The sequence below is a fragment of the Rhodoplanes elegans genome (genome assembly GCF_016653355.1).
Classification (GTDB): domain Bacteria; phylum Pseudomonadota; class Alphaproteobacteria; order Rhizobiales; family Xanthobacteraceae; genus Rhodoplanes; species Rhodoplanes elegans.
In genome coordinates this window covers 20,948-45,877 of record NZ_NHSK01000190.1, presented here as the reverse complement: position 1 = coordinate 45,877, position 24,930 = coordinate 20,948, and the positions used below count along the sequence as shown (strand labels likewise).

Genomic DNA, 24,930 nt, shown 5'->3' with positions numbered 1-24,930 from the left:
AGGGCATTCTGCGCATCGAGCTGCCGCACGAGAACACGCCGATCATCTCCGACCTGCAGATCGGCATGCGGCCGTATCTCGCCGCCTTCGACATCCTGGCGGCCGACATCCAGCAGGCGCTCGGCAATCTCACCCCGGTCACCGGCACGCTCTGAGGGAGCAGCTCCATGGATTTCGTCCGCCTCGCCGGCAACCTCTACTGCGAGGACGTCAACGGGTGGCTGGCGCTGAGGCGCTACAAGCTGCCGTTTCCCAAGGTGAAGACCGAGAACCATCTGCCCGGCGGCGGCGTGATGGAGCTCGACGTACCGATCGGCGCCATCGATCCGCTGACCCTGTCGTTCGACCTGGTCGGCGCCAACCCGGCGATCCTCGGCCAGTTCGGCATGCGGCTCGCGCAGCGCAAGCTCTACACGATCTACGAGCTGATCACCGACGAGAAGTCCGGCGTGAAGCGCGAGCGCATAGTCACGATGCGGGGCCTGTTCGCGGAGGGCGACGCCGAGGAGATGAGCGGGCGCGGCCTGAAGGGCTACGGCTACCAGATCAAGGCGATCACCGACTACGAGGACGTGATCGAGGGCTACGGCATCGTGGCTCGCTTCTCGTTCTGGACCAACACCTGGCAGGGCTACGACATCGACGTCGGCTCCGAGGAGAACCGCATCCTGCGGATTTCGGGCTGAGGCGGCGGCCGCAAGCCCACCCGTGAAGCCCCTTTGATCCTCCTTCGAGGAGCCTCCGATGGACCTTCCCGATCCGATCGACACCACGCCGAGCCTCGCGCCCGTAACGCCGCCGCCCGGCTCGCCCGACGCTGCACGCCGGGGTGGCGGGGCCGCTGCCGCGGCGGCACCCGTGGCGCCGGCGGAGACCGCTCCGGCCCGGCCGCTGCCGGCGGAACGGCTGAAGTTCGCCGGCCGGCCGCGCGAGGAGACGATCACGCTCGACTGGCCGTTCGAGCGCGACGGCGCCGTGGTCGAGACCGTCACGGTCCGCCGCCTCACCGTCGCCGAGGTGGCCGAGGTGGTGGATTCGGGCGCGCTCGCCGAGCACGGCCTGTGGGCCATATGGGCCACGCAGGCCGGGCTGACGATCGGTGAGCTGCGCGGCCTCGACGAGGACGACGGCCAGCGGGTGACGGAGGTCGCCGACCGTTTTTTGCCCCGTGCGTTCGCCGCAGTGTCGGGCGGCTCGTCCGCGGCGAACGGGTCCGCGGTGAGCCCGCCGAGTGGAGCCGCTACGTCGCCCGCGTGAGCGCAACCTTCGGGGGCGGCTGGGACGCGCAGCTGGCGCTCCTCTGGGACGAGCTGATCCTGCGGTGGATCGAGGTGGCCGACGTGGAGGCCGATGCCCAGGACGACGGGTTGGCCGCGCTGCTGGCGCTGATCAGGGGATGAGGCCGGACGCATGACGATCCTCGACGTCGCCCTCCGCCTAAAACTGATCAGCGATCTCAAGCGAGGGGCGGCCGACGCGGCCAAGGATCTGGCCGGCATCAAGACCGCGGCGAGCAGCCTGAACGGCACCCGCGGCCCGGACAAGCTCAAGCGCGACATCGTCGAGGTTTCGACCGCGTCACGCCAGGCCGGCGTTCACCTCGCGACGGTGCGGCGCGAGGCGGCCGGGCTCGGCAATGTGCGCGGTCCGGACAAGCTCAAGCGTGACCTCCTGGAGACGGCCGCGGCGGCTCGGCAGGCGAACCGGGAGCTTGCCGGCGTTCGCACCGCCGGCACCAGGAGCGGGATCGGGCCTGCGGCGGGTGCCGGTGCGCTGCTCGCCGGCAGGTCGGTGCGGCAGCTCGCCGGCGGCGTCACCGCCTATTCGACCGGGCGGCGGGCGTCGCAGGGCTTCGTCGACATGGCGGACTTCGACCGCCGGATGAGCCGGATCGGGCTCACGGCCGACGCTGCGGCCAGCGAGCTGGCGGGTGCCCGCGCGACCGTGAAGGACACGGCGAACCGCACCGGGCTCCTGATCGACGACGTGACCGGGGGACTGGAGGCCATCGTCGCACAGGGCCGGTCGCTGAAGGAGTCGCTTGCACTGCTGCCCTCGGTCGCCACCACGGCGCAGGCGAGCGGCGCCGCCGTCGACGACATGGCGAAGTCGGCCGACTCGCTGGGGACACACCTCAAGATCGGTGCGAAGGACATGCAGGGCGCCTTCGACATCCTGGTCGCCGGCGGCAAGGCGGGCCAGTTCGAGCTGAAGGACATGGCCCGCTACCTGCCGTCGATCCTGCCGGCCGTGAAGGCGCTGGGTGTCGAGGGGAACGCCGGCCTCACGCAGATCACGGCGCTCCTGCAGATCATGCGCAAGGGCGCCGGGACGTCCGAGGAGGCGGCGACCGACCTCACCAACGTGCTGGCCAAGATGACAAGCAACGAGACCGTCAAGAAGTTCGAGAAACAGGGCATCGACCTCGAGAAGGTCATGGCGAACGCCCGCAAGGAGGGGAAGAACCTGCTGGAGGTGTTCGCCGACACCACCTGGAAGGCGATCGGCGGCGACCTCTCGAAGATCAACAAGCTCTTCGAGGACATGCAGGTCCAGCGCGGCATGCGCTCCTGGCTGTCCCAACGCAACGAGCTGAAACGGATGCAGGCCGAGATCGCCCGCACGGCGCCAGGCTCGGTGATGAAGGACGCAGCCGCGCTGACGAACGACGCGCGGTCGGCCGTCAACCGGCTCAGCGACGCCTGGAACGGGTTCTGGATGAGTGCCGGACGCGCGCTCGACGCCGGTGGGGCCACGAAGGCCCTCGAAAAGTTCGGCGGAATGCTCGACACGCTCACCGACCGCCTCGCGAACAACCCGATCACCAATCCCGGGGGCTTCGGCGAGTCCAACCGGAAGCTGACCGAGGCGTGGGAGCGAGAGAAAAGCGCAATTCGCGCCGGGCAGGCGGATCAGGAGGTCAAGCGGCTCGAAGAGCGGCTTGCGAGGGTGGAAGCCGCGGCCGCGAGGGGGCATCCGTCCTCGCGGCGTATCCTGCCCGAGCTGCGGAAGGAGCTGGCCGAAGCGCGCGCCCGCCGAGGGGGCGCCGCGTTGGCCGCAGATGCCCTCGGTGAGAAGGCGGGGGTGACGATCACGGCCGAGGACATGGCGCGGATCAAGCGCGAGGACTACGGCCGCCGCGTTGCCAAGGGCACAGCCGCCTGGCGCTCCGGCTTGACGATGCCGCGGAGCGGGCCGCCGAAGGCAACGCCCCTGCCGTCCACCCCCGAGGTCCCGGTGCTGGGCTTCGACGATTCGACGCCCGGCGGCCGGATTTTCCCGAAGGGCGTGGTCCCGGCGACGCCGCTCAAGACGCTCGACGACGTGAGGCGCAAGGCATCGGACGCCGGCCAGGCGCTGGACCAGCTCGGCCACAAGTCGGTCGCGCCGACCGTCGAGACCGGCGGGCTCGACCAGGCGATCCAGAAGCTCGGCACGATCCAGTCCCTCCTGCAACGGATCGGGTCGATGAGCGTCTCACCCAAGGTCAGCCCGCAGGTCGGGCAGACGGCGGCCGTCAACTCGCGCCAGCTCGGCCGCCTCGGCGACTCGACCGGCGTGCTGTTCGACCGGGCCTGATCGGGGAGCGCGACCATGTCCCGGCTGATGTCCCTCGGGCCCCACGTGTTCATGGTGGTCGGCCTCAACGGCCAGGAGATCGAGACCGGCTCGGAGTCGGTGTGGGTCGACGTGCCGCGCTTCGGGCTGGTCGACGGCGCCCAGATGCACGGCCACAAGCGGCCGAGCATGACGATCCGCGGCACGCTGTTCCCGGACGAGATCGGCGGGTTGCCCGACTACGAGGCGATCCGCGCGAGCCAGTTCGCCGGCCGGCCGTTGCCGATGCTGCGCATGGGCCGTGGCTTCTCGGCCCGGGTGCTCGGCACCGTGACGATCGAGAAGGTCTCCGATCTCGAGACTTTCGGCGGCAAGAAGGTCGCCTTCACGGTCGAGCTGAAGGGATATGCCGGATGAGCACGATCGACCGGCGCTACACGGTGCGGCGCGACGGCCTGCGGCTCGACCACATCGCCCGGGCCGAGCTGGGCAGCGAGCGCAACGGCACCGTCGAGGCGATCCTGGCGCTCAATCCGGGCCTGTCGCAGCGCGGGCCGATCGTGCCGGTCGGCACCGTGATCGCGCTGCCGCCGCGGCAGCCGGCCGGGCCGGTGCGCCGGACCGTCGCCCGCATCTGGGGCGACGCATGACGCCCGTGATCCAGGTGTGGAAGGGCGGCGCCGACCTGCTCGCCGGGCCGATGGGGGCGTACTTCCTGCGCGCCACCTTCCACGACGCGGCCGGCGGCGAGAACGACACCTTCGAGGTCGAGCTGGACGACGACGCGCGCCAGATCCCGCTGCCGCAGGAGGACGACATGCTGGCGCCGATCGCCGGCTACCTGGAGACCGGGGTCGCGGCGCTCGGCCAGTTCAAGGTCAACGACTGGGAGACCGGCTGCGAGGACGGCCCGGAGACCATCGTGATCAAGGCCCGGGCCGCCACCATGACGGGCGACATCAAGGCCGGCGGGCTGAAGCATTTCGACGACAAGACGCTGCGCGAGGTGCTGGAGGACACGGCCAAGGGCGCGGGCCTGTCGGTTGCGATCGACCCGGCGCTGGCGTCGATCAAGCTGCCCTATGTGCTGCGCTGGGAGGCGAGCCCGATCGACTTCGCGACCCGGATCGCGGCCGAGGCGGGCGGCATCGTCAAGCCGGCCGGCGGCAAGCTGACCGTCACCAAGCGCGGCTCCGGCAAGGGTGTCGGTGGGACCGAGCTGCCGCCGATCCGCGTCACCCGGATCGGCTCGGCCGGCTGGCGCATCAACGGCACGCCGCGGCCGCGCCACGGCAAGGTGGTGGCCGCCTGGCTCGACCCGAAGACCGGCCGGCGCAAGACCGTCGAGCACAAGGCCGGCGGCAAGGGGCCGCCCCACACGCTGCTCCATCCGCGGCCGAGCGAGGACGAGGCGAAGCGGGCCGCGCAGGCGCGGGCGACCGAGCTGACCATGGCGACGGGCGGCGGGCACTTCATCGTGCCGTTCAGTGCGGCCAACTCGGCCGGGGCCAAGGTGATCGCCTCCGGCTTCGGCGACGGCATCGACGGGACGTGGTTTTCCGAGTCGATCGAGACCACCTGGGCCAAGGGCCAGCCGGTGCTCTCGACCATCACGGTGACGGCCAATCCGGACGGAAAGGGAGGTGGAACGTGACGGGGCCCGGGTGTCCCCGGCCGCGGGTCGAGTTTGGCGACCAGTCCCGCGGAGCGACGCACGTGAATGGCCGCCACCCCGTCGCGGCTCTGGCGAGCGGCTCACGGGTGGCACGATTCGAGACCAATGTCAGTGGAGACCATCCGCTGCGCCCGCTGCCGGGCGCTGCTTTTCCGTGCGACCGCCGGCGCCATCGCCGGCCCGGTCGAGATCAAATGCCGCCGCTGCGGCACCTTCAACGTGCTGAGGCCGTCCGAGCCCTCCCGAGAGCGCCCCGAGCGTCGAGACCCGAGGTCTCCCGCTCATGGCCCGCCGCAAGGCTCACCACCCGCCGCACCCCGGCGCCTACACCCGCCCGTGGACTGACGTCCCTCGCTACATCCAGGGTGCCGAGGCCGTCGCCGGCTTCGGCACCCGCCAGTTCTATGTCGGCTGGATCGAACGCTCGGTCGCCGTCGACACGGTGCTCCGGCATCACTATTCGGGCAGCATCGTCCGCAACAGCTACGTCAATCTCGGCGTCTTCATCGAAGGCCGGATGCTCGGCGTCATGCAGTGGGGCTACGCCCTCAACCCGGCCGCGACCGGCAAGGTCGTCGAAGGCTCGGGCTCGACCGATTATCTCGAGCTCAACCGGATGTGGCTCTCGGACGAGGCCGCCCGGAACAGCGAGAGCCGGGCGATCGCCTATGCGATCCGCTACATCCGGGCCGTCATGCCCCAGGTCAGCTGGATCCAGTCGTTCGCCGACGAGCGGTGCGGCGGCTGGGGCGTGGTCTACCAGGCGGCCAACTTCCTCTATGTCGGCTGCCACCGAACCACCTTCTACGAGCTGGACGGCGGCTTCTACCACGAGATGCTGCTCACGGCGCACGCCAAGGGCGGCCTGCGGGGCGAGTATCTGCGCCGGAACATCGATCGAGCCGTGGTCCGGCGCTGCCGCCAGTTCCGCTACGTGTTCTTTCTCCGGAAGAGCTGGCGCAAGCGGCTGCGGCTCCGCCCGTTGCCCTATCCGAAGCACCCGCCGGCCCCGTCCGAGGCGGCAAGGTCGGCCGGAGGCATCACACACACGGCCCCGTCTCGAACCGCCTTCGAAGGCGCTTCAGCCGAACCGGAAACCGCTGCCACATGATCTTGCGCGCCATGCCATCCGATTTTGCGCGCTACAGGTCGCCACCGGCGTGGTGCGATCGGCGAAGCGGGCGACGGCGCCCGCGATCCTGGCGCAGCCGCGGGCCGACGGCGCGCCCGTGACGTCGACATCGCCGTCCTCCGGGCAGACCAGCCGCAGATCGATCAGCGCCAGGGCGCCGGTGACCGCGATGCGCACGATGGCGTCGTCCAGAAGATCGATCCCGACGCCTGCCGCGCGCGCGAAACGGTCCTCGCGCCCCGGTGGTCTCCAGATCGTGCACAGCGCCACCGGGCGGCGCGTCGCCTTCAGCGCGTCGGCGACGGCGGCATAGCGGGTGGCGAAGCGATCCCGGATCGCGGCGAGGCGATCGAGCGCGTCCCCGACGCTCGAGGTGGCCTCCGTGGTCCCGGCCAGCGCCGCGATGGCGTCGACGCTCCCGATGCCGACGACGAGATGAGTCACGTCTGCCGGCAGGCGGGCGAGCTGGGCCGGGAGATCGTCGATCGCGGCGCCGTCACGCGCCAGGCTGGAGGCGGCCGCACCGGCGGGCAGGACGCGACGGAGCGCCGCGAGCACGCCGCCGCTCGATCCGGCGTTGGCGCCCGGGTCGAAGACCGTGTCGCCCAGCAGCACCACGTGCATTGGCCGTCCCCGCGTCCTGGCCGCGAGACGTCCGCCGCACCGCGCCCATGCCGTCGTCCATAGAACGCGCCGGCGCGAAAGTCGAAGCCGCGCACGGGGGGAAACGCCGCCAGGGCCGGAGCCCGGACGCGACGTCTCCCGCCGGCGTCGTGGACGCCTTACACCGGCTGCGGCTGCAGGACCGGGTAGTCGGTGTAGCCCTTCGCGCCGCCACCGTAGAACGTCGTCTGATCCGGCGGGTTCAGGGGCGCGCCGCGGCGCAGGCGCTCGACCAGATCCGGATTGGCGATGTAGGCCTTGCCGAAGGCGACGAGATCCGCCCGGCCTTCTGCGAGGGCCGCCTCGGCGAGCGCGGGCGTGTAGCCGTTGTTGGCGACATAGGCGCCCTTGAAGGCGCGGCGCAGCGCCGTCCAGTCGAACGGCGCGTTGTCGCGCGGCCCGCCGGTCGCGCCTTCGATGACGTGCAGGAAGGCCGGGGCGAGCGTGTTCATGCGGGCGACCAGATGGCCGAACAGGGCGGCCGGATCGCTGTCGGTGATGTCGTTGGCCGGCGACACCGGCGAGATGCGGATGCCGGTGCGCTCGCGGCCGATCTCGTCGATGACGGCGGCGAGCACCTCGAGCGTCAGCCGCACCCGGTTCTCCAGCGAACCGCCGTACTCGTCGCTGCGCTGGTTGGTGGAGTCGCGCAGGAACTGGTCGAGCAGATAGCCGTTCGCGGCGTGCACCTCGACGCCGTCGAAGCCGGCCGCGATCGCGTTGGCGGCAGCCTGCCGGTAGGCCGCGACGATGCCGGGCAGCTCCTCGGTGCGCAGCGCCCGCGGCGTCGAGGTCTCGACGAACTGGCCGCCGACCCACGTCTTCGTCTTCGCAGCGATGGCCGACGGCGCGACCGGCGCGCGGCCGCCCGGCTGCAGCGACACGTGCGAGACGCGCCCGACATGCCAGAGCTGGATGACGATGCGGCCGCCCTTTGCATGCACGGCGTCCGTGACGGTGCGCCAGCCGGCGATCTGCTCCGGCGAATGGATGCCGGGCGTCGCCTCGTAGCCCTGGCCCTCCGGCATGATCTGGCTCGCCTCGGTGATCAGCAGGCCGGCCGAGGCACGCTGCGCGTAATAGGTCGCGGCGAGCGGGCCCGGCACGTTGCCGGCAACGGCGCGGTTGCGCGTCAGCGGTGCCATGACGATGCGGTTGGGAAGCTCCATCCCGCCGAGCCGGAACGGCTCGAACAACTTGCCCGAGGATGCGGGAGTGGCCATCGTGATGTCCTTCGTTGATCGCGTCTGACGTTGATCGCGTGTGGATTGCATGCGAGGAGACGCACCGCGCGGGGCGCGCGGCGGGCACGGGGTCGGAACCGCCGGCGTTGCGGCGTCCGCGGTTGAGTTGGGTGCGCTGCACCCCGTCGTCAATGGCGCCCGCCTCGGCGCATCGGAGCACCTGCCATGCAGCCGATCACGGATCCGCGAGACGGCGACGCCGAGGACGACGCCTCCAGCACCAAGCAGCGCTCGCTCCTGTCGCTCGCCGGCAGTCTTCTGGCCGAGATCAGCCTGCCGAAGCTCGTGGTCGCGTGGGTGTGGCTGATCGGCGTGCCGGCGCTCTTGCTCGGCGTCGCGCCGCTGCTCGCCTCGGTCTGGCTGTCGACGGTTTCGACCAAAGTCGCATACGCCGTCTCCGGCGTGTGGTCGGCGCTGGTGCTCGCCGCCGTGCTGGCGCTCGGCTGGTATGGCGGACGCCGGCTCGTCCGCATCGCCGAGGGCAGCTTCTGGGCGCTGACGTCGCTCGCCGTGCAGCCGATCTATGCGCTCGCCCGCGAGGGGCTGCGTCATCTCGCCGAGGCCGTGCTGGCGAAAGGCTCCGGACAGGCGCGCCGGGCGCGGCTGCGGGCTGCGACCGCGGCCGTCGCCGGCCTCGCGGTCGCGGTGCCGGCCGTGCTGCTCGTCGTCTGGCTGTGGCCGTCGACCCGGTGGAGCGGCAGCATGGCGGATCTCGCCGCGCCGCTGCGCCTCGCCGCCGCCGGTGCCGCCAACGCGGCCGTGCTGATCGTCGGCTACTTCGCGGCCGCCGCGGCCGTGTGGGGCATCGCCGACGCCACCATGGACCAGCCGCGCACGCGCCGCTTCTCGGTGAAGGCGGGCGAGGCTGGGCCGGACGAGGCGTCACCGGACGCGACACCTCGACCGGTGGCTCGGCGCTGGCGGGTCGCGCATCTCTCCGACATTCACATCGTCGGCGAGCGGTGGGGCTTTCGGATCGAATGCGGCCGCGCCGGACCGCGCGGCAACGGCCGGCTGCATCGCGTGCTCGCCCGGCTCGCCGAGATCCATGTGAGCGAGCCGCTCGACCTCGTGCTGATCACGGGCGACGTGACGGACGCCGGCCGCTCGGCCGAATGGGCCGAGTTCTTCGACGCGCTGACACCTTATCCCGATCTCGCCGCGCGGCTCCTGATCCAGCCCGGCAATCACGACGTCAACGTCGTCGACCGTGCCAACCCGGCCCGGCTCGACCTGCCGTTCAGCCCGATCAAGCGGCTGCGCCAGGTGCGCACGCTCTCCGCTATCGCGGCCGTCCAGGGGAGCCGTGTCAACGTCGTCGATCTCCAGGCGCGAAAGATCGGGCCGACCTTGGACGCCGCGCTGGCGCCGCATCGAAAAAAGCTCGCAAGCTTCGCCGATCGGGCGGCGCTGCGCGACGTGCCAGCCGTCGCCGACGTGTGGGCGCAGTCGTTCCCGCTGGTCCTGCCGCCGGCGACGCCGGACGGCCTCGGCGTCGTGCTGCTCGACTCCAACGCCGACACGCATTTCTCCTTCACCAACGCGCTCGGCCTCGTCACGGCCGAGCAGATGCGCGGCGTGGAGATCGCGATCGAGGCGCATCCGGCGGCGTGCTGGCTCGTCGCCCTGCATCATCACGCGGTCGAGTATCCGATGCCGGCCAAGGAGTTGTCCGAGCGGATCGGCACCGCGCTGGTCAACGGCACCTGGTTCGTCCGCCGCCTCCAGAAACTGGTGCCCGACGCCGTGGTGATGCACGGCCATCGTCACGTCGACTGGATCGGGACTTGCGGGGATCTCACCATCGTCTCGGCGCCGTCGCCCGTGATGGGCGCGACGAACGACCGCGACACCGCCTTCTATATCCACACTCTCGCACGCGACGCCGAGGGCCGGCTGCATCTGCTGACGCCGGAGCGGGTGGTGATTCCGGGAGAGGTGGAGGGGTGAGGATCCACTCGCTCGTCATGCCCGCGCTCGTCGCGGGCATCCACGTCTTTGCGGTCGTGCGGATGCAAGGACCGTGGATGGGGCCGGGACGAGCCCAATCGGTGCTGCGTTAGGCGTTAAGGCACTGCATCTCGGTGGTCGTCGTCCGCGCAGGCGGACGACCCAGTATCCTCCGGTCCGAGTTGCTTTGATCGAAGGCTGCGGCGTACTGGGTGCTCCGCCTTCGCGGAGCACGACGGAGGAGAGGCTACGGACCTGACGTCAGCTTCTATAGGAAGGAGCCCGGCCATGACGGGCTCCTTCAAGCCTCCTCCGCCGTCTCGTCCGGCTCGCCGGCCAGCAGCGTCGCGACCCAGCGGCTCGCCGGATACTGCTCGCACACGGTGAGGATCGCGATGACGATCGGCACGCCCATGAAGGCGCCGGCGATGCCCCACAGGAAGCTCCACAGGAACACGGCGAGCAGCACCACGAAGGGCGACAGCGACAGCCGGCTGCCGGCGACCCGCGGCTCCAGATAGCTGCCGACCACGAACTGGATCAGGTTGAGCGCGGCGAAGACGACCAGCATCGTCTCCCACGACTGGAAATGCGCCAGCGCGAACAGGGTCGGCGCCAGCGTGGCGACGAACGGACCGATGAACGGAATGTAGTTGAGCGCGAAGGCGATGACGCCCCATTCGGCATAGAGCGGCAGGCCGATCGCGAATGCGAAGCCGGCGACCAGGAGCCCGGTGATCACGCTCATCACGGTGCGCACCAGCATGTAGGTCTGCAGCTTGGCGGCCGTTGCGGCGCCGGCCCGCACCAGACGCTCGGCGCCGATCGCGACGAGCTTTTTCGCCGTGTCCTCCACCTCCAGCAGGCCGAGGATCAGGAACACCAGCGCCACCACGGAAAAGCTCGCGACGCTCTGCAGGCGCGACGCGACGGTCTGGATCGCGCCCACCATCCAGCTCGGGCTGAGCATGTCGGAGAACACGCCCGTGACGGCGAAGCCGTGGCCCTCCAGCCAGACGGTCGCCTCCTGATACATGGCCTGGAACCGCGCCGTGTCGGCGATCAGCCAGCGGGCGGCGCGGCCGAAGCCCCAGCCGATCATGGTGGCGAGCCCGGTCAGCACCACGGCGACGGCGACGACCGTGATCAGCAGGGCGACGAGGCGCGGCAGCCGCGTCTGCAGCGTCGCCTGCACGGGCCAGGCGACCGCGACGACGAAGATGCCGAATGCCACCGGCGCCAGGATCACGCGGCCGTAATAAAGCGCGATGCACACCAGCACGGTGGTGCACACGGCCAGCAGGGTCAGGTGTCCGCGGTTCGGCGTCATGTCGCTTCCGGAAGTTGGTCGGTCGTCATTCCGGGGCGGCGCGGAGCGCCGGACCCGGAATCCAGCCCAGACTGCGGAGTCTGATGCTGCATTCCGGGTTCGGGTCTTCGACCCGCCCCGGAATGACGATCGTTCTCGTCGTCGAGCACGTCACGAGAGGATACGACGTGCCGTCTGTCGCTGCCCAGCGCGCCGTCCCGCCGATCACGCGCTGATCGCGTCGGGGGCGTCGATCGCCTTGCGCCAGTGGCAATCGGCGAAGCAGCAGCCGACGATGCCGTCCTGGAGGCGTCCGCCGATGCGGGCGAGGCGGCCGGAGAGGCCGGCGGCGACCAACGGCTTGCCGATCGGGTAGCAGGTGTTGAGACCGAGTCCCCAGGCGAAGTCGGCGGCGGCGAACCGATGCGCGCGGTTGCCGGCGCCGATCAGCAGCACCGGCGCCGTGTAGCAGAGCTCGGCGAGCGTGCGCAGGAAGCCGGCGACGGGCGCGCCGTCGACCGTGAGGTCGGCGATGATGCAGTCGAAGTTCTCGGTGCCGAGCAGCGTCTCGGCGTCGGCGAAGCGCGCGGCCGTCACGGCGGCCCAGCCGGTGCGGTCGGCGATGGTGCAGACGGTCCGGCACACCGCCGGGTCGTCGTCGATCACCAGCAGGCCGCGTTTCCAGGTCTGGCCGCAAGGCTCTGGCCGCAGCGGGGTCGAGCGGGTCGGCACCACCGTCTCCTGTCGTCGCTCGGGTCGGCGTTCGTCCGGCGGAGGCAGCGCGCATCCGCCGCACAGGCGGCCGGAGGGTCGTCACGGGTGACCATCGACCTCGTCGGACCGTAACTCTTGCACAAAGTTCGCTGAAAAGCCGTTAACGGCTAGCCCATGAAACGGACGGTTGCCCCGTGCCGGACGCACCGCCTGCGGGACCAGCCTCGTCGCCCAGCCGAAACCGCGGGGCAGATCCGCCGGCCGCGCCGCTTCCGCGTCGTTCCGGCCGCCCTGTAAGAGGGGGGAACCGAAAGCAAAACAAGAGGAAAACGCCATGGCTCGACTGCAGGGGAAGGTCGCCGTCGTCACCGGGGCGGGCGCCGGCATCGGGGCCGCGATCTGCCGCGCCTTCGCGGCGGAGGGCGCCGCCGTCGTCGCCGTCGACATCGCGCCCGGACCGCTCGAGGGACTGGTCGCCGACGTGACGGGGGCTGGCGGCCGCATCGCCGGGCTCGTCGCCGACGTCGCCGAGGAGGCGACCGCCGAGGCCGCGGTGGCGCGCGCCGTGTCGGAGTTCGGCGGGCTTCACGTGCTGGTGTCGAACGCCGTGCTCGACCTGCCGCTCGCGCCGCTCACCACGCTGTCGCTCGCCGACTGGCGACGCACCTTCGCGGTCAATCTCGACGCCTCGTTCCTGCTGTCGAAGCACGCCATCCCGGTGATGGAGCGGGGCGGCGGCGGCAGCATCGTGCTGGTCGCCTCCCAGCAGGCGCGCGTCGCCCGGCCGGGCCGCCCCTGGTACTGCGCCGCCAAGGGCGCGCTGGTGCAGCTCGCCAAGGCCATGGCGGTCGACCACGCGGACCAGAACATCCGGGTCAACACGCTGTCGCCCGGCCCGATCGAGACCGGTCGCTATCTCAAGAACTTCGCGACCCTGGAGGCGGCCCGCGCCAGCCACCACACCCTGCTCGGCCGGCTCGGCCGGGCCGACGAGATCGCCGGCGGCGCCGTGTTCCTGGCGAGCGACGAGTCCTCGTTCATGACCGGCTCGGACCTTTTGATCGACGGCGGCTACACGGCGGTGTGAGTTGCCGGCTCCGGTGCGCATCGTGAGAGGTGAAGCGCCTCTCGCGGTGCCCGACCTCTTGCCCCGGACAAGGCGCAGCAGGCCGCAGGTCTGCTGCGCCGCAGAGCCGGGGCCTAGGGGCCGCACGACGGGCGGCCTCCCCTGATCGCCCCTGGGTCCCGGTTCGCGGCGCGTTGCGCCGCGCCCGGGACACGATGTCATTGCCGCGGGATGCCGCGGACCTGCAAATGCCCCTCCCGTGCCCCCCGGGCCGGGGGGGTTGCGGAATCGTGCCGGCCTCCGGCATACCCCGGACCCCGGCGCCGCGGCCTTCGCCCGCGCCGGCCGAGGGTCGGGAGGTCCGAGTGAGCGCAACCAACGTGAGCGCAACCATCAATCGCCGCATCGCCGAGGAGCTGGAGGTGCGCGAGCCGCAGGTCGCGGCGGCCGTCGAACTGCTCGACGGGGGCGCCACGGTCCCGTTCATCGCCCGCTACCGCAAGGAGGCGACCGGCGCGCTCGACGACTCCCAGCTCCGCACCCTGGAGGAGCGGCTGCGCTACCTGCGCGAGCTGGAGGAGCGCCGCGCCGCGATCCTCGAGTCGATCAAGTCGCAGGGCAAGCTCGACGACGCGCTCGAAGCGCAGATCCTGGCGGCCGACTCGAAGGCCCGGCTCGAGGACATCTACCTGCCGTTCAAGCCGAAGCGCCGCACCAAGGCGGAGATCGCCCGCGAGGCCGGCCTCGCGCCGCTCGCCGAGCAGCTGCTCGCCGACCCGACCAACGATCCGCAGGCGCTGGCCGCCACCTTCGTGAACCCGGACAAGAACGTCGCCGACGCGGCGGCGGCGCTCGACGGCGCCCGCGCCATTCTCGTGGAGCGCTTCGCCGAGGACGCCGATCTGATCGGCAAGCTGCGCGAGGCGCTGTGGTCGACCGGCAGGCTGGTCTCCAAGGTGCGCGACGGCAAGGCCGAGGCGGGCGCCAAGTTCTCCGACTATTTCGACTTCTCCGAGCCGCTGACGAAGCTGCCGTCGCACCGCATCCTCGCGATGTTCCGCGGCGAGCGCGAGGAGATGCTGGACGTGCGCATCGAGGGCGAGGAGGCGGCTGCCGGGCCGACCTCTTACGAGCTCTCGATCATGCACCGCTTCGCCATCGCGGATCGCGGCCGGCCGGCCGACAAGTGGCTGATCGACACGGCGCGCTGGGCGTGGCGCACCAAGATCTTCGTGCATCTCACCATCGACTTGCGGCTCCGCCTGTGGACGGCGGCGGAAGAAGAGGCGGTGCGGGTGTTCGCCGCCAATCTGCGTGACCTGCTGCTCGCCGCGCCGGCCGGCACCCGTGCGACGATGGGCCTCGATCCGGGCTACCGCACCGGCGTCAAGGTCGCCGTGGTCGACGCCACCGGCAAGGTGGTGGCGACCGACGCGATCTTCCCGCACGAGCCGCAGCGCCGCTGGGACGCCTCGATCGCGACGCTCGCGGCGCTCGCCCGCGCCCACAATGTCGAGCTGATCGCCATCGGCAACGGCACGGCGTCGCGCGAGACCGACAAGCTCGCCATCGAGCTGATCAAGAAGCATCCCGAGCTGAAGCTGTCCAAGATCGTCGTGTCGGAGGCGGGCGCCTCGGTCTACTCGGCCTCGGCCTTCGCGTCGGAGGAGCTGCCCGGCCTCGACGTGACGCTGCGCGGCGCCGTGTCGATCGCGCGCCGGCTGCAGGATCCGCTCGCCGAGCTGGTGAAGATCGATCCGAAGTCGATCGGCGTGGGTCAGTACCAGCACGACCTCTCCGAGTCGAAGCTGTCCCGCTCGCTCGACGCCGTCGTCGAGGACTGCGTGAACGCGGTCGGCGTCGACGTGAACACGGCCTCGGCGCCGCTGCTCGCCCGCGTCTCGGGCATCGGCTCGGGGCTCGCCCAGAACATCGTGCTGCACCGCGACTCCAACGGCCCGTTCAAGAGCCGCAAGGCGCTCAAGGAGGTGCCGCGGCTGGGGCCGAAGGCGTTCGAGCAGTGCGCCGGCTTCCTGCGCATCCGCAACGGCGAGGATCCGCTCGACGCCTCGGGCGTGCATCCGGAGGCCTACCCGGTGGTGCGCCGCATCCTCCAGGCGACCAAGAGCGACATCAAGGCGCTGATCGGCAACAGCGCGGCGCTGCGCGGGCTGCAACCGAAGAGCTTCGTCGACGAGACCTTCGGCCTGCCGACCGTCACGGACATTCTGAAGGAGCTGGAGAAGCCGGGGCGCGACCCGCGCCCGGCCTTCAAGACGGCCGAGTTCAAGGAGGGCGTCGAGACGCTCGACGACCTCAAGCCCGGCATGATCCTCGAAGGCGTCGTCACCAACGTCGCGGCGTTCGGGGCCTTCGTCGACATCGGCGTGCATCAGGACGGGCTCGTCCACGTCTCGGCGATGTCGAAGACCTTCGTGAAGGATCCGCGCGAGGTGGCGAAGCCGGGCGACATCGTGCGCGTGAAGGTGCTGGAGGTCGACAAGCCGCGCAAGCGCATCTCGCTCACCATGCGGCTCGACGATCAGCCGGGGCAGGAGCAGCGCTCCGGCGCCGGCCGCCCGGGCGGCGGCGGGCGCGACCAGCGCGACATGCGGGGCGGCGGCGGCAAGGGCGGGCCGCGCGTCAACGAGCGCGACACCGGCAACAACGCGCTCGCCGAAGCGCTGCGCCGCGCCGGCCTGGGGGGCGGCAGCACCGAGAAGGGCCGGCGCTGATTAAAGTCTGGAGTGCGCAGTGCGTAGCCCGCATGAAGCGCAGCGGAATGCGGGAATCCGAGGCGCGCGTGTCGCCCGGGCGCGCGTGCCGCCCGCATTCCGCTGCGCTCCATGCGGGCTACGAGCTCTGCCGCACCGTCATGCCCTCGCGCCGCGGCCCGTCCACGGCCGCATCTTCTCGGGGATGCGCATGTCCTTCGGGATCGCGGCGTCGCGGGCGATGCCGCGCACGTGCTCCAGCGGAGCGCGAAATCCGCGGCGGTGCTCGTAGCCCCAGGTGAGTCGGCGGCGCGGCCGCTGGTCGCCGCCGGCGGCGAGTGCCGCGGCGACGTCGAGCGCCGTGACGCCGAGGAGCGCCGCGAGCGCCAGGCCGCGGGCGCCGCGGCGGCGGCTCGAGCCGTCGTGACCCGCCGCGAGCGTGGCGATGTCGAGGGCATCGCCGGCGACGCGACCCCACAGCCAGGGCGCGGGCTGCGAGGCCGTGAGCAGGCCGATGCCGGTGGCGATTTCGCGCGCCCCGTAGGCCTGCACGAGCGATTCCTGGCCGCGCAGGCCGATCCGTCGCGTGATGGCGCGGGGCGCGACGATCTCGGCGACGCCGAGCGCGATCGAGAACCAGCCGAGCCCGCGCGCCAGCGCGTGCGAGGTCGGGGCGGCGCCCCGGGTGCGATCCAGCATGGCGGTTCTCCTCACGGCTGCAGCACGACCTTGACGCAGCCGTCCTGCTTGTCGCGGAACGTCTTGTAGAGCTCGGGCCCGTCGGCGAGCTTGGCGCGGTGCGTGATCACGAAGCCGGGGTCGATCTGGCCCTCCTCGATCCGCTTCAAGAGATCGTCGGTCCAGCGGTTCACGTGCGTCTGGCCGGTCCGGATGGTGAGGCCCTTGTTCATCGCCATGCCGAACGGGATCTTGTCGAGCACGCCGCCGTAGACGCCGGGCACCGACAGCACCCCGGCGGGCCGGCACACATACATCATCTCGCGCAGCACGTGCGGCCGGTCGGTCTCCAGCATCACGGCCTGCTTGGCGCGGTCGTACATGGAGTCGAGCGTCGCGGTGGCGTGCGCCTCGAGGCCGACGGCGTCGATGCACTTCTCCGGCCCCTTGCCGCCGGTAAGGTCGTTCAGCCGCTCGACGACGCTCTCGGTCTCGAAGTCGATCGTGATGGCGCCGCCGGCCTTCGCCATGGCGAGCCGCTCGGGCACGCGGTCGATGGCGATCACCTGCTTCGCGCCGAGCATGACGGCGCTCCTGATGCAGAACTGGCCGACCGGGCCGCAGCCCCAGATCGCCACCGTGTCGGTCGGTTCGATGTCGCACTGCACGACGGCCTGCCAGCCGGTCGGGAAGATGTCGCCGAGGAACAGCACCTGCTCGTCGGTGAGATTGCTCGGCACCTTCACGGGCGCGACGTCGGCATAGGGCACGCGGACATATTCGGCCTGGCCGCCCGCATAGCCGCCGGTGAGATGCGTGTAGCCGAACAGGCCCGCGGTGCTGTGGCCGAACACCTTGTCGCCGACCGACTTGTTGCGGTTCGAGCGCTCGCACACCGAGAAGTAGCCGCGGCGGCATTGATCGCATTCGCCGCAACAGATCGTGAACGGAACGACGACGCGATCGCCGACCTTCAGCTTCTTGTTCTCGGACCCGACCTCGACCACCTCGCCCATGAACTCGTGGCCCATGATGTCGCCGGACTCCATGCCGGGCATGAAGCCGTCGTACAGATGCAGATCGGAGCCGCAGATCGCGCAGCTCGTCACCTTGATGATGGCGTCGCGCGGATGCTCGATTTTCGGATCCGGCACCTCGTCGCAGCGGATGTCCTGCTTGCCGTGCCAGCACAGAGCCTTCATGAGACGTCTCCCCGAGCGCGTGTTCCGCATGCCTCCGGCACCGCGCCGGCGCGATCCGTCGCAGCGCCCGCGCTGCAGTTCGGCCGCCGTCGATGCGAACGTTCCCTCGTCAACGTGTCGGTCGGGGCGACGTTCCTGGCCGAGCCGTCGGCCGATGCGGGAAAGCGCGATCGCGTGTCGCTCGCCCGACGCCGGGGGACCACGCTCGCACGGGAACAATCGGCCTGCCGGTGTCTTGGTCCGGAGAACCCCAGCCCGAGCCGGACGACGAGCCGCGATGCCCCGCTACACGATCAGGATCAGCGACGAGGAGATCGCCTACGAGGCGTCCGACATCGTTCTGCCGGACCCGGAGACGGCGTCCGAGCTGGCGGTCAAGCTGGTCGCCGACCTGTTCTCGTCGGGACCGGCCGGGTTCGCGGCGACGGGCTGGTCACGCTGCTCGATCCGGGTGGTCGCCGACGACGGGGAGCAGGTGTTCGCGGCGAGCGCCAGCGAGGCGGCCATGATCGAGCGGGATCTGGTGAGAACCGAGTCCGGAGCCCGGGCGAACGACTGAGACTAATCCGCGCGGGCGGCGCGACGTCCACGGCGGCCGAGTTCGGCGCGACAGCCCCTCGTCATTCCGACAAAAACAGCACGGGCCGACTGATCCCGCGAACGGGAGCAGCCGGCCCGAGCCGAACATGTCTACAAGGCGCGCCGTCCGCTGCGCCGCCCGGTCAGAGCCGTGCGGCGGCGGACGTTCGCCGCATCAGCGCCGCGAGTCGAGCGACACGCCGAGCGAATAGGCCTTCTGGCGGGTCGCGCCTTCGGTCCGCTTCAGCGCCTTCGCGATCTTCGCGGTCGGCAGCTTCTGCTTGGCGAGCGCCTTCAGCTCCTTCACGTCGTCGTTGGTCCAGCCGCGCCGCTTGGAGGCGCCGGCCTTCTTCGCGGTGGCGGCGGTCTTGCTCGCTGCCTTCGGGGCCGCGACCTTCTTGGGCGCCGTCACCTTCTTGGCCGGGGCCTTCTTGGCGGCAGCCTTCTTGGGGGCGGCCTTCTTCGGTGCGGCCTTCTTGGCAGTCGTCGCTTTAGCCATCGATTACTCCTCGATCGGGCTGAGGCGGAACGCGCGATGTGCGGCCTCGAGAGCTGCGGTTCCGCGGTTTCGTGAGACGTGTCGTCGGTGCGTTCGGTCCGGCTGTTCTGATGCCCGTGGGCCGCATCACGACGCGATGGGACGCATGACGACCATCGCGCAGCATACAAAGGAGTGTTCCGGTTATCTCATCACGACGCCGCTGTAAACCTTTGATCTGCATTTCATGCGGCATAAGCACAGAACATTTCGGATCAGGACCGGATCAGGTCGAACCTCAGGGGCACCTCACATCGTCTGATCTCGTCTGGTCGGCGGTGCGGAATGGCGTTCCGGCCGCCGCAGGATCCCTCGTTTCTCGCCATAACGAATTGTTAACGCGAAAGCATCGGTCGTGATCACGTACGGGCGCGGGGCGACCCGGGTCTGATCAGCAAGATCCGCCACCGACGTGAGGCATCGGCGAAGCAGGACACGGCGGCGCTTCGGCCGCCCGCTCGCCCGCTGTCGTGGGGGCCGATGGGCAGGGACGATCGCGCTCTTGCTTGGACCCGCCCCTATGCGACGCATCGCCACGCTGCTCCCCGCCGGCGAGCCGGACGCGATGCTGATCACGCCGCCCCGTGGCGGCGCATCGCCGGTGACACCTCATAATCTGTTCCCGCTGCCGTGAGGCCCGGTGCCGAGCCATCGTCGCGACGAGGTCATCACGTCCGCGCCCGTCGCGCGGTGATCCTCTCGGTCGCCCGCGGCGGGGCGGCGTCGCTCTCGCCGAAATGTCCGTTTGTTGGTGAAGCGTTCGGCAGGACGCGCTGTCAGATCGCCGGCTCCGTCGACGGACGGAGCCGCGGCAAACTCCGCGTCCGGCCCGATGGCGCATCGGACGTCTTGCGTTTCAGAGAGAATTATTTTTTAGTAGTGGCGGTCAGAATCGATGTGGAAGAAAAATTATTCTTCCAGAGCGCAGGATCATGAAACAGGACACCACGCCGGCCCGCGTCCGCAAAGTGGACGCGGTCGATCGCCGAATTCTCACCGTGCTGCAGCGGGACGCGAGCATCACGCTCGCCGCGCTCGCCAAGCAGGTCCACCTGTCGCAGACGCCGTGCTGGAAGCGCATCCAGCGCCTCGAGGCGGACGGCGTGATCACCGGCCGGGTGGCGCTGGTGTCGCCCGAGAGGATCGGCCTCGGCCTCACCGTGTTCGTCTCGATCGAGACGAGCGACCATTCCAAGGAGTGGCTCGACGGCTTCGCCACCTCGATCTCGGCGCTGCCGGAGGTGATGGACGTCTACCGGATGGCCGGCGACGTCGACTACATGCTGCGCGTCGTGGTCGCCGACATGGGCGCCTACGACACCTTCTACAAGCGGCTGATCGAGACCGTGCCGCTGAAGAACGTGACGTCGCGCTTCGCGATGGAGCGGATCAAGTCCAGCACGGCCTATCCGGTGCCGGGACCGAGCGAGCCTCGCGCCGGCGCCCGCGCCTCGGCGTGAGCTGGGAGCGAGTGGCGAGTAGCGAGTAGCGATCTCGCGCGGCCACTCCTCCCTGTTCGCTACTCGCTATTCCCTACTCGCGTCTCTCCGGAAACAGCCGCAGCGCCCGCAACGCCACGTGCATCGTGTCGCCGCGGGCGACCGAGACATCGGCCGGCAGCTCGATCTCGACCGGCGGCAGGCCGTCGCCGAGGCGCAGCTCCGCCCGCCGCGCCGGGCCGGCGCGCCTGACCCCGACGACGGTCGTTGCGAGCCCGCCGGAGCGCACATCGGCCGCGACGAGGTCACGCGGCCGCAGGAACAGGGCGGCCGGCCCGCTCGGCGCGGCGGCGGGCGCCGGCACGGCGTGCGGGCCGATCCGCACGACGCCCCGCTCCACCGTCACGGGAAGCCGCAGCGCGTCACCGATGAACCCGGCCACGAAGGCGCTCGCCGGATGGTCGTAGACCTCGTCCGGGGTGCCGATCTGCTCGATGCGGCCGTGCGCCAGGATGGCGACCCGGTCGGCGAGCTCCAGCGCCTCGTCCTGATCGTGGGTGACGAACAGTGTCGTGTGGCCGGTGCGGTCGTGCAGGTCGCGCAGCCAGCGCCGCAGGTCGCGCCGGACCTTCGCGTCGAGCGCGCCGAAGGGTTCGTCCAGCAGCAGCACCTTGGGCTCGACGGCGAGCGCGCGGGCGAGCGCGACGCGCTGCCGCTGGCCGCCGGAGAGCTGCGAGGGGAAGCGCCGCTCGAGCCCGGAGAGCTGGACGAGATCGAGGAGGTCGGCGACGCGGCGCCGGATCTCGGTGCCGCTCGGCCGCAGCCGGCGCGGCCGCACCTTCAAGCCGTAGGCGATGTTGCCGGCGACGTCGAGATGCTTGAAGAGCGCGTAGCTCTGGAAAACGAAGCCGACGCGGCGCGCCTGCACGGGCACGAAGGTCGCGTCCTCGCCGCCGAAGAAGATGCGCCCGGCAGTCGGCTGCTCGAGGCCGGCGACGACGCGCAGGAGCGTCGTCTTGCCCGAGCCCGACGGCCCGAGCAGCGCGACGAGCTCGCCCGCCTCGACCGACAGGTCGACCCCGGCAAGCGCCGGGGTGCCGGCGAACCGCTTCTCCAGCCCTTCCGCCCGTATCGCGACCGTGTCCACGCCGTCAGTATAAGCGGGTTCGCCCGAGCGCGTCACCGTAGCGCCATTCGAGGACCGACTTGGCGAGGAGGGTGACGAGGGCGAGACCGGCGAGAAGGGAGGCGACGGCGAAAGCCGCCACGAAGTTGTACTCATTGTAGAGAATCTCCACGTGCAGCGGCATCGTGTTGGTCAGGCCGCGGACGTGGCCGGAGACCACCGAGACGGCACCGAATTCACCCATGGCGCGCGCATTGCACAGGAGCACGCCGTAGAGCAGGGCCCATTTCACGTTGGGCAGCGTCACCGTCAGAAAGGTGCGGAACCCGGAGGCGCCGAGCGTCAGCGCCGCCTCCTCCTCGGCCGTGCCCTGCTCCTGCATCAGCGGGATCAGCTCGCGGGCGACGAACGGGAAGGTGACGAACACCGTGGCGAGCACGATGCCGGGCACCGCGAAGACGATCTGCAGGTCGTGCGCCGCGAGCCACGGGCCGAGATAGCCCTGCGCCCCGAACAGCAGCACGAAGACCAGGCCCGAGACCACGGGCGACACCGAGAAGGGCAGGTCGATCAGCGTGATCAGCAGGCTCTTGCCGGGAAACTCGAACTTGGCGATCGCCCAGGCGGCGGCCACGCCGAACACCAGGTTGAGCGGCACGGCGATCGCCGCCACCGTGAGGGTGAGGCGGATGGCCGCCTGGGTGTCGGGGTCCGCGAAGGAGTCGAGGTAGTGCGCGACGCCGCGTCGCAGCGCCTCGGTGAACACGGCGACCAGCGGCAGCACGACGAACAGCGCCAGGAACGCCACCGCGACGGCGATCAGCAGGATCTTGGTGCGCCGCGTCTCGTCGATCACCGGGCGTGGCCGCGCCGCCGCCGAGGTCGAGCCCGCGCGTCCCGACACGGCGTCGTCCGGATCCGTCGACCCGGGGGCCGTCTCCTGCGGCTCAGACATGGCCGAATCTCCGCCGGCTGAACATCTGCAGGAGGTTGATGGCGAGCAGCAGCAGGAACGAGATCGCGAGCATCACGGAGGCGATCGCGGTGGCGCCGGCGTAGTTGAACTCCTCCAGCTGGATGACGATGAGGAGCGGCGCGATCTCGGAGCGGAACGGGATGTTGCCGGCGATGAAGATCACCGAGCCGTACTCGCCGACGGCACGGCCGAAGGCGAGCGCGAAGCCGGTCAGCACGGCCGGCAGCAGGGTCGGCAGCACGACGCGCAGGATGGTCTGACGCCGGGTGGCGCCGAGCGTCGCCGACGCCTCTTCGATCTCGCGGTCGAGATCGGCCAGCACCGGCTGCACGGTGCGCACCACGAAGGGCAGCCCGACGAAGACGAGCGCGACGAAGATGCCGAGCGGCGTGAAGGCGATCTGGATGCCGAAGGGGGCGAACAGCGCGCCTATCCACCCGGTCGGCGCGTAGACGGCGGCGAGCGCGATGCCGGCAACCGCGGTCGGCAGGGCGAAGGGCAGATCGACCACCGCGTCGAGCACGCGCCGGCCGGGGAAGTCGTAGCGGGTCAGCACCCAGGCGACCAGCAGCCCGAACACCGCGTTGGCGGCGGCGGCGGCGAGCGACAGGCCGAAGCTCGTCTCCAGCGCGGCGAGCACGCGCGGCGTCGTCGCGATCCGCCAGATGCCGGAGATCCCGAGCCCGCTCGCCCGGACCACCAGGGCGGCGAGCGGGACCAGGACGATCAACGACAGATACGTGACGGCGAAGCCGAAGGTGAGGCCGAAGCCGGGCAGCGCGCTCGGCTGTCGGAACCGCCACGGCGCCCGCGGCGGTGCGGCGCCGACCATGCCGGAGGGAGCCGCGAGGCTCATCGGCCGCGCGCCCCCGGGGCGTAGATCTGATCGAACACGCCGCCGTCGGAGAAGTGCTCGGCCTGCGCCTTGGTCCAGCCGCCGAACACCTGGTCGATAGTGATCAGCTTGACCTTGCCGAAGCGGGCGACGTCCTCGGCGGCCGCCGACTCGGGCTTCGAGGGACGATAGAAGTTCGCCGCGATGATGCGCTGCGCCGCAGGCTCGTAGAGGAAATCGAGATAGGCCTGCGCGATGGCGCGGGTGCCGCGCTTGTCGACGACCTTGTCGACGAGTGCGACGGGCGGCTCGGCGACGATCGACAGCGACGGGTAGACGATGTCGAACTTGTCGGCGCCGAACTCCTGCAGCGCCAGGAACGCCTCGTTCTCCCAGGCGATCAGCACGTCGCCGAGCCCGCGCTGGACGAACGTGGTGGTGGAGCCGCGCGCGCCGGTGTCGAGCACCGGCACGTTCTTGTAGATCGCCGCGACCAGCGCCTTGGCCTTCGCGGCGTCGCCACCCGAGCGGTCGAGCTCGAAAGCCCAGGCGGCGAGATAGTTCCAGCGCGCCCCTCCCGAGGTCTTCGGGTTCGGCGTGATCACCTGGATGCCGGGCTTCGCCAGATCGTCCCAGTCCTTGATGCTCTTCGGGTTGTTCTTGCGGACGAGCAGCACGATCGTCGACGTGTAGGGCGAGGAGTTGTTGGGCAGCCGCGCCTGCCAGTTCGCCGGCAACAGATCCTTGCCCTCGCGCGCGATGGCGTCGATGTCGCCGGCGAGCGCCAGCGTCACCACGTCGGCGTCGAGGCCGTCGATCACCGAGCGGGCCTGGCGGCCGGAGCCGCCGTGCGAGGTGCGGATCGTCACGGTCTGGCCGGTCTTCTCCCGCCACGCCTTGGCGAAGGCGTCGTTGATGGCGCGGTAGAGCTCGCGCGTCGGGTCGTAGGACACGTTGACGATCGTCACGGTCTGGGCCTGCGCGGATGTGACGCCGAACCCCGTCGGTCCGACGCCGCCGATCATCAGGGGCGCGGCCAGCATCGCCGCCACCCGCAGACTTCGCCACAGCGGCTTGGTCGAGGCACCAATCATTGCGTCACCTGTCTTTCCGGTCCGTCGCGGGACGAGCGGAGATCCGGGTCGATTCATCGCGACCGGAAACCGCTCTGGTTGCCAGCCGGATCGTCGTGTGATCGGCCGAGAGGGCGATGGAAGCCGCAATCGGACGAACCCGCAATCTGGGGCGGACAGAAAAGTCGGTCCACGCTGTCCGCCGCGCGAGCCGAGAACGATCCTCTCTCGCGGGCCGAATCGGGAGAGCGCTCTTCGCCGCGGGCGGTACGCATCATGCCGCGCGCATGCTGGACAAGCGGCGCCGCCGGGTCAACCCGTGCCGGCCGACTGCGGGCCGCGAGTCGGCCGGCGGGGCGAGGCCTGCACGCCCTGGCCGAACCGGCTGCGAAGCGGTATCATGCGATGCCTATCCAGCCTTCGCTCCACGGAGGCAATCATGCTCGAAGACGGCTTCTC

Annotated in this window: 25 protein-coding genes; 14 read left to right on the top strand and 11 right to left on the bottom strand. The window is 70.6% G+C overall.

Annotated features, from left to right (window positions below; genetic code table 11):
• Nucleotides 1-167 precede the first annotated feature (167 nt).
• The 9 genes from CCR97_RS22945 (at nucleotide 168) to CCR97_RS22905 (ending at nucleotide 6,344) form a co-directional block, all read left to right on the top strand.
• A complete protein-coding gene (locus CCR97_RS22945; protein WP_111360753.1) occupies nucleotides 168-686 on the top strand; it encodes a phage major tail tube protein in 519 nt (172 codons plus the stop codon).
• Nucleotides 687-744: 58 nt separating this feature from the next.
• On the top strand, nucleotides 745-1,257 hold the full coding sequence (locus CCR97_RS22940) for a phage tail assembly protein (RefSeq protein WP_201159891.1): 513 nt from the start codon (nucleotides 745-747) through the stop codon (nucleotides 1,255-1,257).
• Nucleotides 1,254-1,400, top strand: coding sequence for a hypothetical protein (locus tag CCR97_RS22935; protein WP_170146059.1), 147 nt, complete (start codon nucleotides 1,254-1,256; stop codon nucleotides 1,398-1,400). The genes CCR97_RS22940 and CCR97_RS22935 overlap by 4 nt, the downstream gene beginning before the upstream one ends.
• A 10-nt stretch (nucleotides 1,401-1,410) precedes the next feature.
• On the top strand, nucleotides 1,411-3,579 hold the full coding sequence (locus tag CCR97_RS22930; protein WP_111359974.1) for a phage tail tape measure protein: 2,169 nt from the start codon (nucleotides 1,411-1,413) through the stop codon (nucleotides 3,577-3,579).
• Between the two features lie 15 nt (nucleotides 3,580-3,594).
• On the top strand, nucleotides 3,595-3,975 hold the full coding sequence (locus tag CCR97_RS22925; protein WP_111359973.1) for a phage tail protein: 381 nt from the start codon (nucleotides 3,595-3,597) through the stop codon (nucleotides 3,973-3,975).
• Complete coding sequence (locus CCR97_RS22920) at nucleotides 3,972-4,208, top strand: tail protein X (RefSeq protein WP_111359972.1); 237 nt, start codon at nucleotides 3,972-3,974, stop codon at nucleotides 4,206-4,208. Before CCR97_RS22925 ends, CCR97_RS22920 begins: the two co-directional genes overlap by 4 nt.
• Nucleotides 4,205-5,212 carry a phage late control D family protein gene (locus CCR97_RS22915; RefSeq protein WP_201159890.1) on the top strand — a complete coding sequence of 336 codons (1,008 nt, stop codon included), beginning with the start codon at nucleotides 4,205-4,207 and terminating at the stop codon, nucleotides 5,210-5,212. The genes CCR97_RS22920 and CCR97_RS22915 overlap by 4 nt, the downstream gene beginning before the upstream one ends.
• 66 nt (nucleotides 5,213-5,278) lie before the next feature.
• A complete protein-coding gene (locus tag CCR97_RS32575) occupies nucleotides 5,279-5,578 on the top strand; it encodes a Com family DNA-binding transcriptional regulator (protein WP_420826096.1) in 300 nt (99 codons plus the stop codon).
• Complete coding sequence (locus CCR97_RS22905) at nucleotides 5,517-6,344, top strand: Mom family adenine methylcarbamoylation protein (RefSeq protein WP_201159888.1); 828 nt, start codon at nucleotides 5,517-5,519, stop codon at nucleotides 6,342-6,344. The genes CCR97_RS32575 and CCR97_RS22905 overlap by 62 nt, the downstream gene beginning before the upstream one ends.
• Here the strand turns inward: CCR97_RS22905 and CCR97_RS22900 are convergent.
• Both CCR97_RS22900 and CCR97_RS22895 read right to left on the bottom strand, forming a co-directional pair.
• The gene (locus tag CCR97_RS22900) at nucleotides 6,315-6,989 is read right to left on the bottom strand and encodes an SGNH/GDSL hydrolase family protein (protein ID WP_111359547.1); all 675 of its coding nucleotides are present in this window, start codon (nucleotides 6,987-6,989) and stop codon (nucleotides 6,315-6,317) included. The two genes, CCR97_RS22905 and CCR97_RS22900, sit on opposite strands and share 30 nt — an antisense overlap.
• 158 nt (nucleotides 6,990-7,147) lie before the next feature.
• Entirely contained in the window at nucleotides 7,148-8,251 is a 1,104-nt protein-coding gene (locus CCR97_RS22895; protein ID WP_111359546.1) for an alkene reductase, read from the bottom strand.
• 186 nt (nucleotides 8,252-8,437) lie between these two features.
• Between CCR97_RS22895 and CCR97_RS22890 the strand changes: the two genes are divergently transcribed.
• Nucleotides 8,438-10,222, top strand: coding sequence for a metallophosphoesterase family protein (locus CCR97_RS22890; RefSeq protein WP_111359545.1), 1,785 nt, complete (start codon nucleotides 8,438-8,440; stop codon nucleotides 10,220-10,222).
• A 301-nt stretch (nucleotides 10,223-10,523) separates the two neighbouring features.
• On the opposite strand, the gene CCR97_RS22885 is transcribed toward CCR97_RS22890, so the two are convergent.
• On the bottom strand, nucleotides 10,524-11,552 hold the full coding sequence (locus CCR97_RS22885; protein ID WP_111360180.1) for an AI-2E family transporter: 1,029 nt from the start codon (nucleotides 11,550-11,552) through the stop codon (nucleotides 10,524-10,526).
• Between the two features lie 204 nt (nucleotides 11,553-11,756).
• On the bottom strand, nucleotides 11,757-12,263 hold the full coding sequence (locus tag CCR97_RS22880; RefSeq protein ID WP_170146076.1) for a DNA-binding transcriptional response regulator: 507 nt from the start codon (nucleotides 12,261-12,263) through the stop codon (nucleotides 11,757-11,759).
• A gap of 316 nt (nucleotides 12,264-12,579) precedes the next feature.
• Between CCR97_RS22880 and CCR97_RS22875 the strand changes: the two genes are divergently transcribed.
• Both CCR97_RS22875 and CCR97_RS22870 read left to right on the top strand, forming a co-directional pair.
• On the top strand, nucleotides 12,580-13,332 hold the full coding sequence (locus CCR97_RS22875; protein WP_111360178.1) for an SDR family NAD(P)-dependent oxidoreductase: 753 nt from the start codon (nucleotides 12,580-12,582) through the stop codon (nucleotides 13,330-13,332).
• A 344-nt stretch (nucleotides 13,333-13,676) separates the two neighbouring features.
• The gene (locus tag CCR97_RS22870; protein WP_420826095.1) at nucleotides 13,677-16,046 is read left to right on the top strand and encodes a Tex family protein; all 2,370 of its coding nucleotides are present in this window, start codon (nucleotides 13,677-13,679) and stop codon (nucleotides 16,044-16,046) included.
• A gap of 138 nt (nucleotides 16,047-16,184) precedes the next feature.
• Here CCR97_RS22870 and CCR97_RS22865 read toward each other — a convergent pair whose 3' ends face one another.
• Both CCR97_RS22865 and CCR97_RS22860 read right to left on the bottom strand, forming a co-directional pair.
• Nucleotides 16,185-16,724, bottom strand: a complete 540-nt coding sequence (locus CCR97_RS22865; protein ID WP_201159886.1) for a cyclase dehydrase — start codon at nucleotides 16,722-16,724, stop codon at nucleotides 16,185-16,187.
• Between the two features lie 11 nt (nucleotides 16,725-16,735).
• Nucleotides 16,736-17,905, bottom strand: a complete 1,170-nt coding sequence (locus CCR97_RS22860) for a zinc-dependent alcohol dehydrogenase (protein ID WP_111357688.1) — start codon at nucleotides 17,903-17,905, stop codon at nucleotides 16,736-16,738.
• Between the two features lie 277 nt (nucleotides 17,906-18,182).
• Here CCR97_RS22860 and CCR97_RS22855 point away from each other — a divergent pair, with 277 nt between their 5' ends.
• The gene (locus CCR97_RS22855; RefSeq protein ID WP_111357689.1) at nucleotides 18,183-18,464 is read left to right on the top strand and encodes a DUF6894 family protein; all 282 of its coding nucleotides are present in this window, start codon (nucleotides 18,183-18,185) and stop codon (nucleotides 18,462-18,464) included.
• A 195-nt stretch (nucleotides 18,465-18,659) separates the two neighbouring features.
• Here the strand turns inward: CCR97_RS22855 and CCR97_RS32365 are convergent, their stop codons facing one another.
• Nucleotides 18,660-18,983: a hypothetical protein gene (locus CCR97_RS32365; protein WP_207199560.1), complete on the bottom strand. Its 324-nt coding sequence runs from the start codon at nucleotides 18,981-18,983 to the stop codon at nucleotides 18,660-18,662.
• Nucleotides 18,984-19,954: 971 nt separating this feature from the next.
• Between CCR97_RS32365 and CCR97_RS22845 the strand changes: the two genes are divergently transcribed.
• Nucleotides 19,955-20,482 (top strand): Lrp/AsnC family transcriptional regulator, encoded by a 528-nt coding sequence (locus CCR97_RS22845; protein ID WP_111357690.1) that lies wholly within the window; start codon nucleotides 19,955-19,957, stop codon nucleotides 20,480-20,482.
• Between the two features lie 73 nt (nucleotides 20,483-20,555).
• On the opposite strand, the gene CCR97_RS22840 is transcribed toward CCR97_RS22845, so the two are convergent.
• The 4 genes from CCR97_RS22840 to CCR97_RS22825 are packed head-to-tail and all read right to left on the bottom strand — an operon-like array spanning nucleotide 20,556 to nucleotide 24,492.
• Nucleotides 20,556-21,608 carry a sulfate/molybdate ABC transporter ATP-binding protein gene (locus CCR97_RS22840; protein ID WP_111357691.1) on the bottom strand — a complete coding sequence of 351 codons (1,053 nt, stop codon included), beginning with the start codon at nucleotides 21,606-21,608 and terminating at the stop codon, nucleotides 20,556-20,558.
• Between the two features lie 4 nt (nucleotides 21,609-21,612).
• On the bottom strand, nucleotides 21,613-22,542 hold the full coding sequence (gene cysW / locus CCR97_RS22835; RefSeq protein WP_111357692.1) for a sulfate ABC transporter permease subunit CysW: 930 nt from the start codon (nucleotides 22,540-22,542) through the stop codon (nucleotides 21,613-21,615).
• On the bottom strand, nucleotides 22,535-23,395 hold the full coding sequence (gene cysT, locus CCR97_RS22830) for a sulfate ABC transporter permease subunit CysT (RefSeq protein WP_420826097.1): 861 nt from the start codon (nucleotides 23,393-23,395) through the stop codon (nucleotides 22,535-22,537). Before cysT ends, cysW begins: the two co-directional genes overlap by 8 nt.
• A gap of 20 nt (nucleotides 23,396-23,415) precedes the next feature.
• Complete coding sequence (locus CCR97_RS22825; protein WP_420826094.1) at nucleotides 23,416-24,492, bottom strand: sulfate ABC transporter substrate-binding protein; 1,077 nt, start codon at nucleotides 24,490-24,492, stop codon at nucleotides 23,416-23,418.
• Nucleotides 24,493-24,930 lie beyond the last annotated feature (438 nt).

Coding starts and splice junctions, on each gene's coding strand:
- CCR97_RS32575 (WP_420826096.1), top strand. CDS start 5,279: ATGGCCGCCACCCCGTCGCGGCTCTGGCGAGCGGCTCACGGGTGGCAC.
- CCR97_RS22945 (WP_111360753.1), top strand. CDS start 168: ATGGATTTCGTCCGCCTCGCCGGCAACCTCTACTGCGAGGACGTCAAC.
- CCR97_RS22845 (WP_111357690.1), top strand. CDS start 19,955: ATGAAACAGGACACCACGCCGGCCCGCGTCCGCAAAGTGGACGCGGTC.
- CCR97_RS22855 (WP_111357689.1), top strand. CDS start 18,183: ATGCCCCGCTACACGATCAGGATCAGCGACGAGGAGATCGCCTACGAG.
- CCR97_RS22925 (WP_111359973.1), top strand. CDS start 3,595: ATGTCCCGGCTGATGTCCCTCGGGCCCCACGTGTTCATGGTGGTCGGC.
- CCR97_RS22860 (WP_111357688.1), bottom strand. CDS start 17,905: ATGAAGGCTCTGTGCTGGCACGGCAAGCAGGACATCCGCTGCGACGAG.
- CCR97_RS22825 (WP_420826094.1), bottom strand. CDS start 24,492: ATGATTGGTGCCTCGACCAAGCCGCTGTGGCGAAGTCTGCGGGTGGCG.
- CCR97_RS22890 (WP_111359545.1), top strand. CDS start 8,438: ATGCAGCCGATCACGGATCCGCGAGACGGCGACGCCGAGGACGACGCC.
- CCR97_RS22920 (WP_111359972.1), top strand. CDS start 3,972: ATGAGCACGATCGACCGGCGCTACACGGTGCGGCGCGACGGCCTGCGG.
- CCR97_RS22865 (WP_201159886.1), bottom strand. CDS start 16,724: ATGCTGGATCGCACCCGGGGCGCCGCCCCGACCTCGCACGCGCTGGCG.
- CCR97_RS22885 (WP_111360180.1), bottom strand. CDS start 11,552: ATGACGCCGAACCGCGGACACCTGACCCTGCTGGCCGTGTGCACCACC.
- cysW (WP_111357692.1), bottom strand. CDS start 22,542: ATGTCTGAGCCGCAGGAGACGGCCCCCGGGTCGACGGATCCGGACGAC.
- CCR97_RS22875 (WP_111360178.1), top strand. CDS start 12,580: ATGGCTCGACTGCAGGGGAAGGTCGCCGTCGTCACCGGGGCGGGCGCC.
- CCR97_RS22895 (WP_111359546.1), bottom strand. CDS start 8,251: ATGGCCACTCCCGCATCCTCGGGCAAGTTGTTCGAGCCGTTCCGGCTC.
- CCR97_RS22905 (WP_201159888.1), top strand. CDS start 5,517: ATGGCCCGCCGCAAGGCTCACCACCCGCCGCACCCCGGCGCCTACACC.
- CCR97_RS22915 (WP_201159890.1), top strand. CDS start 4,205: ATGACGCCCGTGATCCAGGTGTGGAAGGGCGGCGCCGACCTGCTCGCC.
- CCR97_RS22940 (WP_201159891.1), top strand. CDS start 745: ATGGACCTTCCCGATCCGATCGACACCACGCCGAGCCTCGCGCCCGTA.
- cysT (WP_420826097.1), bottom strand. CDS start 23,395: ATGGTCGGCGCCGCACCGCCGCGGGCGCCGTGGCGGTTCCGACAGCCG.
- CCR97_RS22930 (WP_111359974.1), top strand. CDS start 1,411: ATGACGATCCTCGACGTCGCCCTCCGCCTAAAACTGATCAGCGATCTC.
- CCR97_RS32365 (WP_207199560.1), bottom strand. CDS start 18,983: ATGGCTAAAGCGACGACTGCCAAGAAGGCCGCACCGAAGAAGGCCGCC.
- CCR97_RS22900 (WP_111359547.1), bottom strand. CDS start 6,989: ATGCACGTGGTGCTGCTGGGCGACACGGTCTTCGACCCGGGCGCCAAC.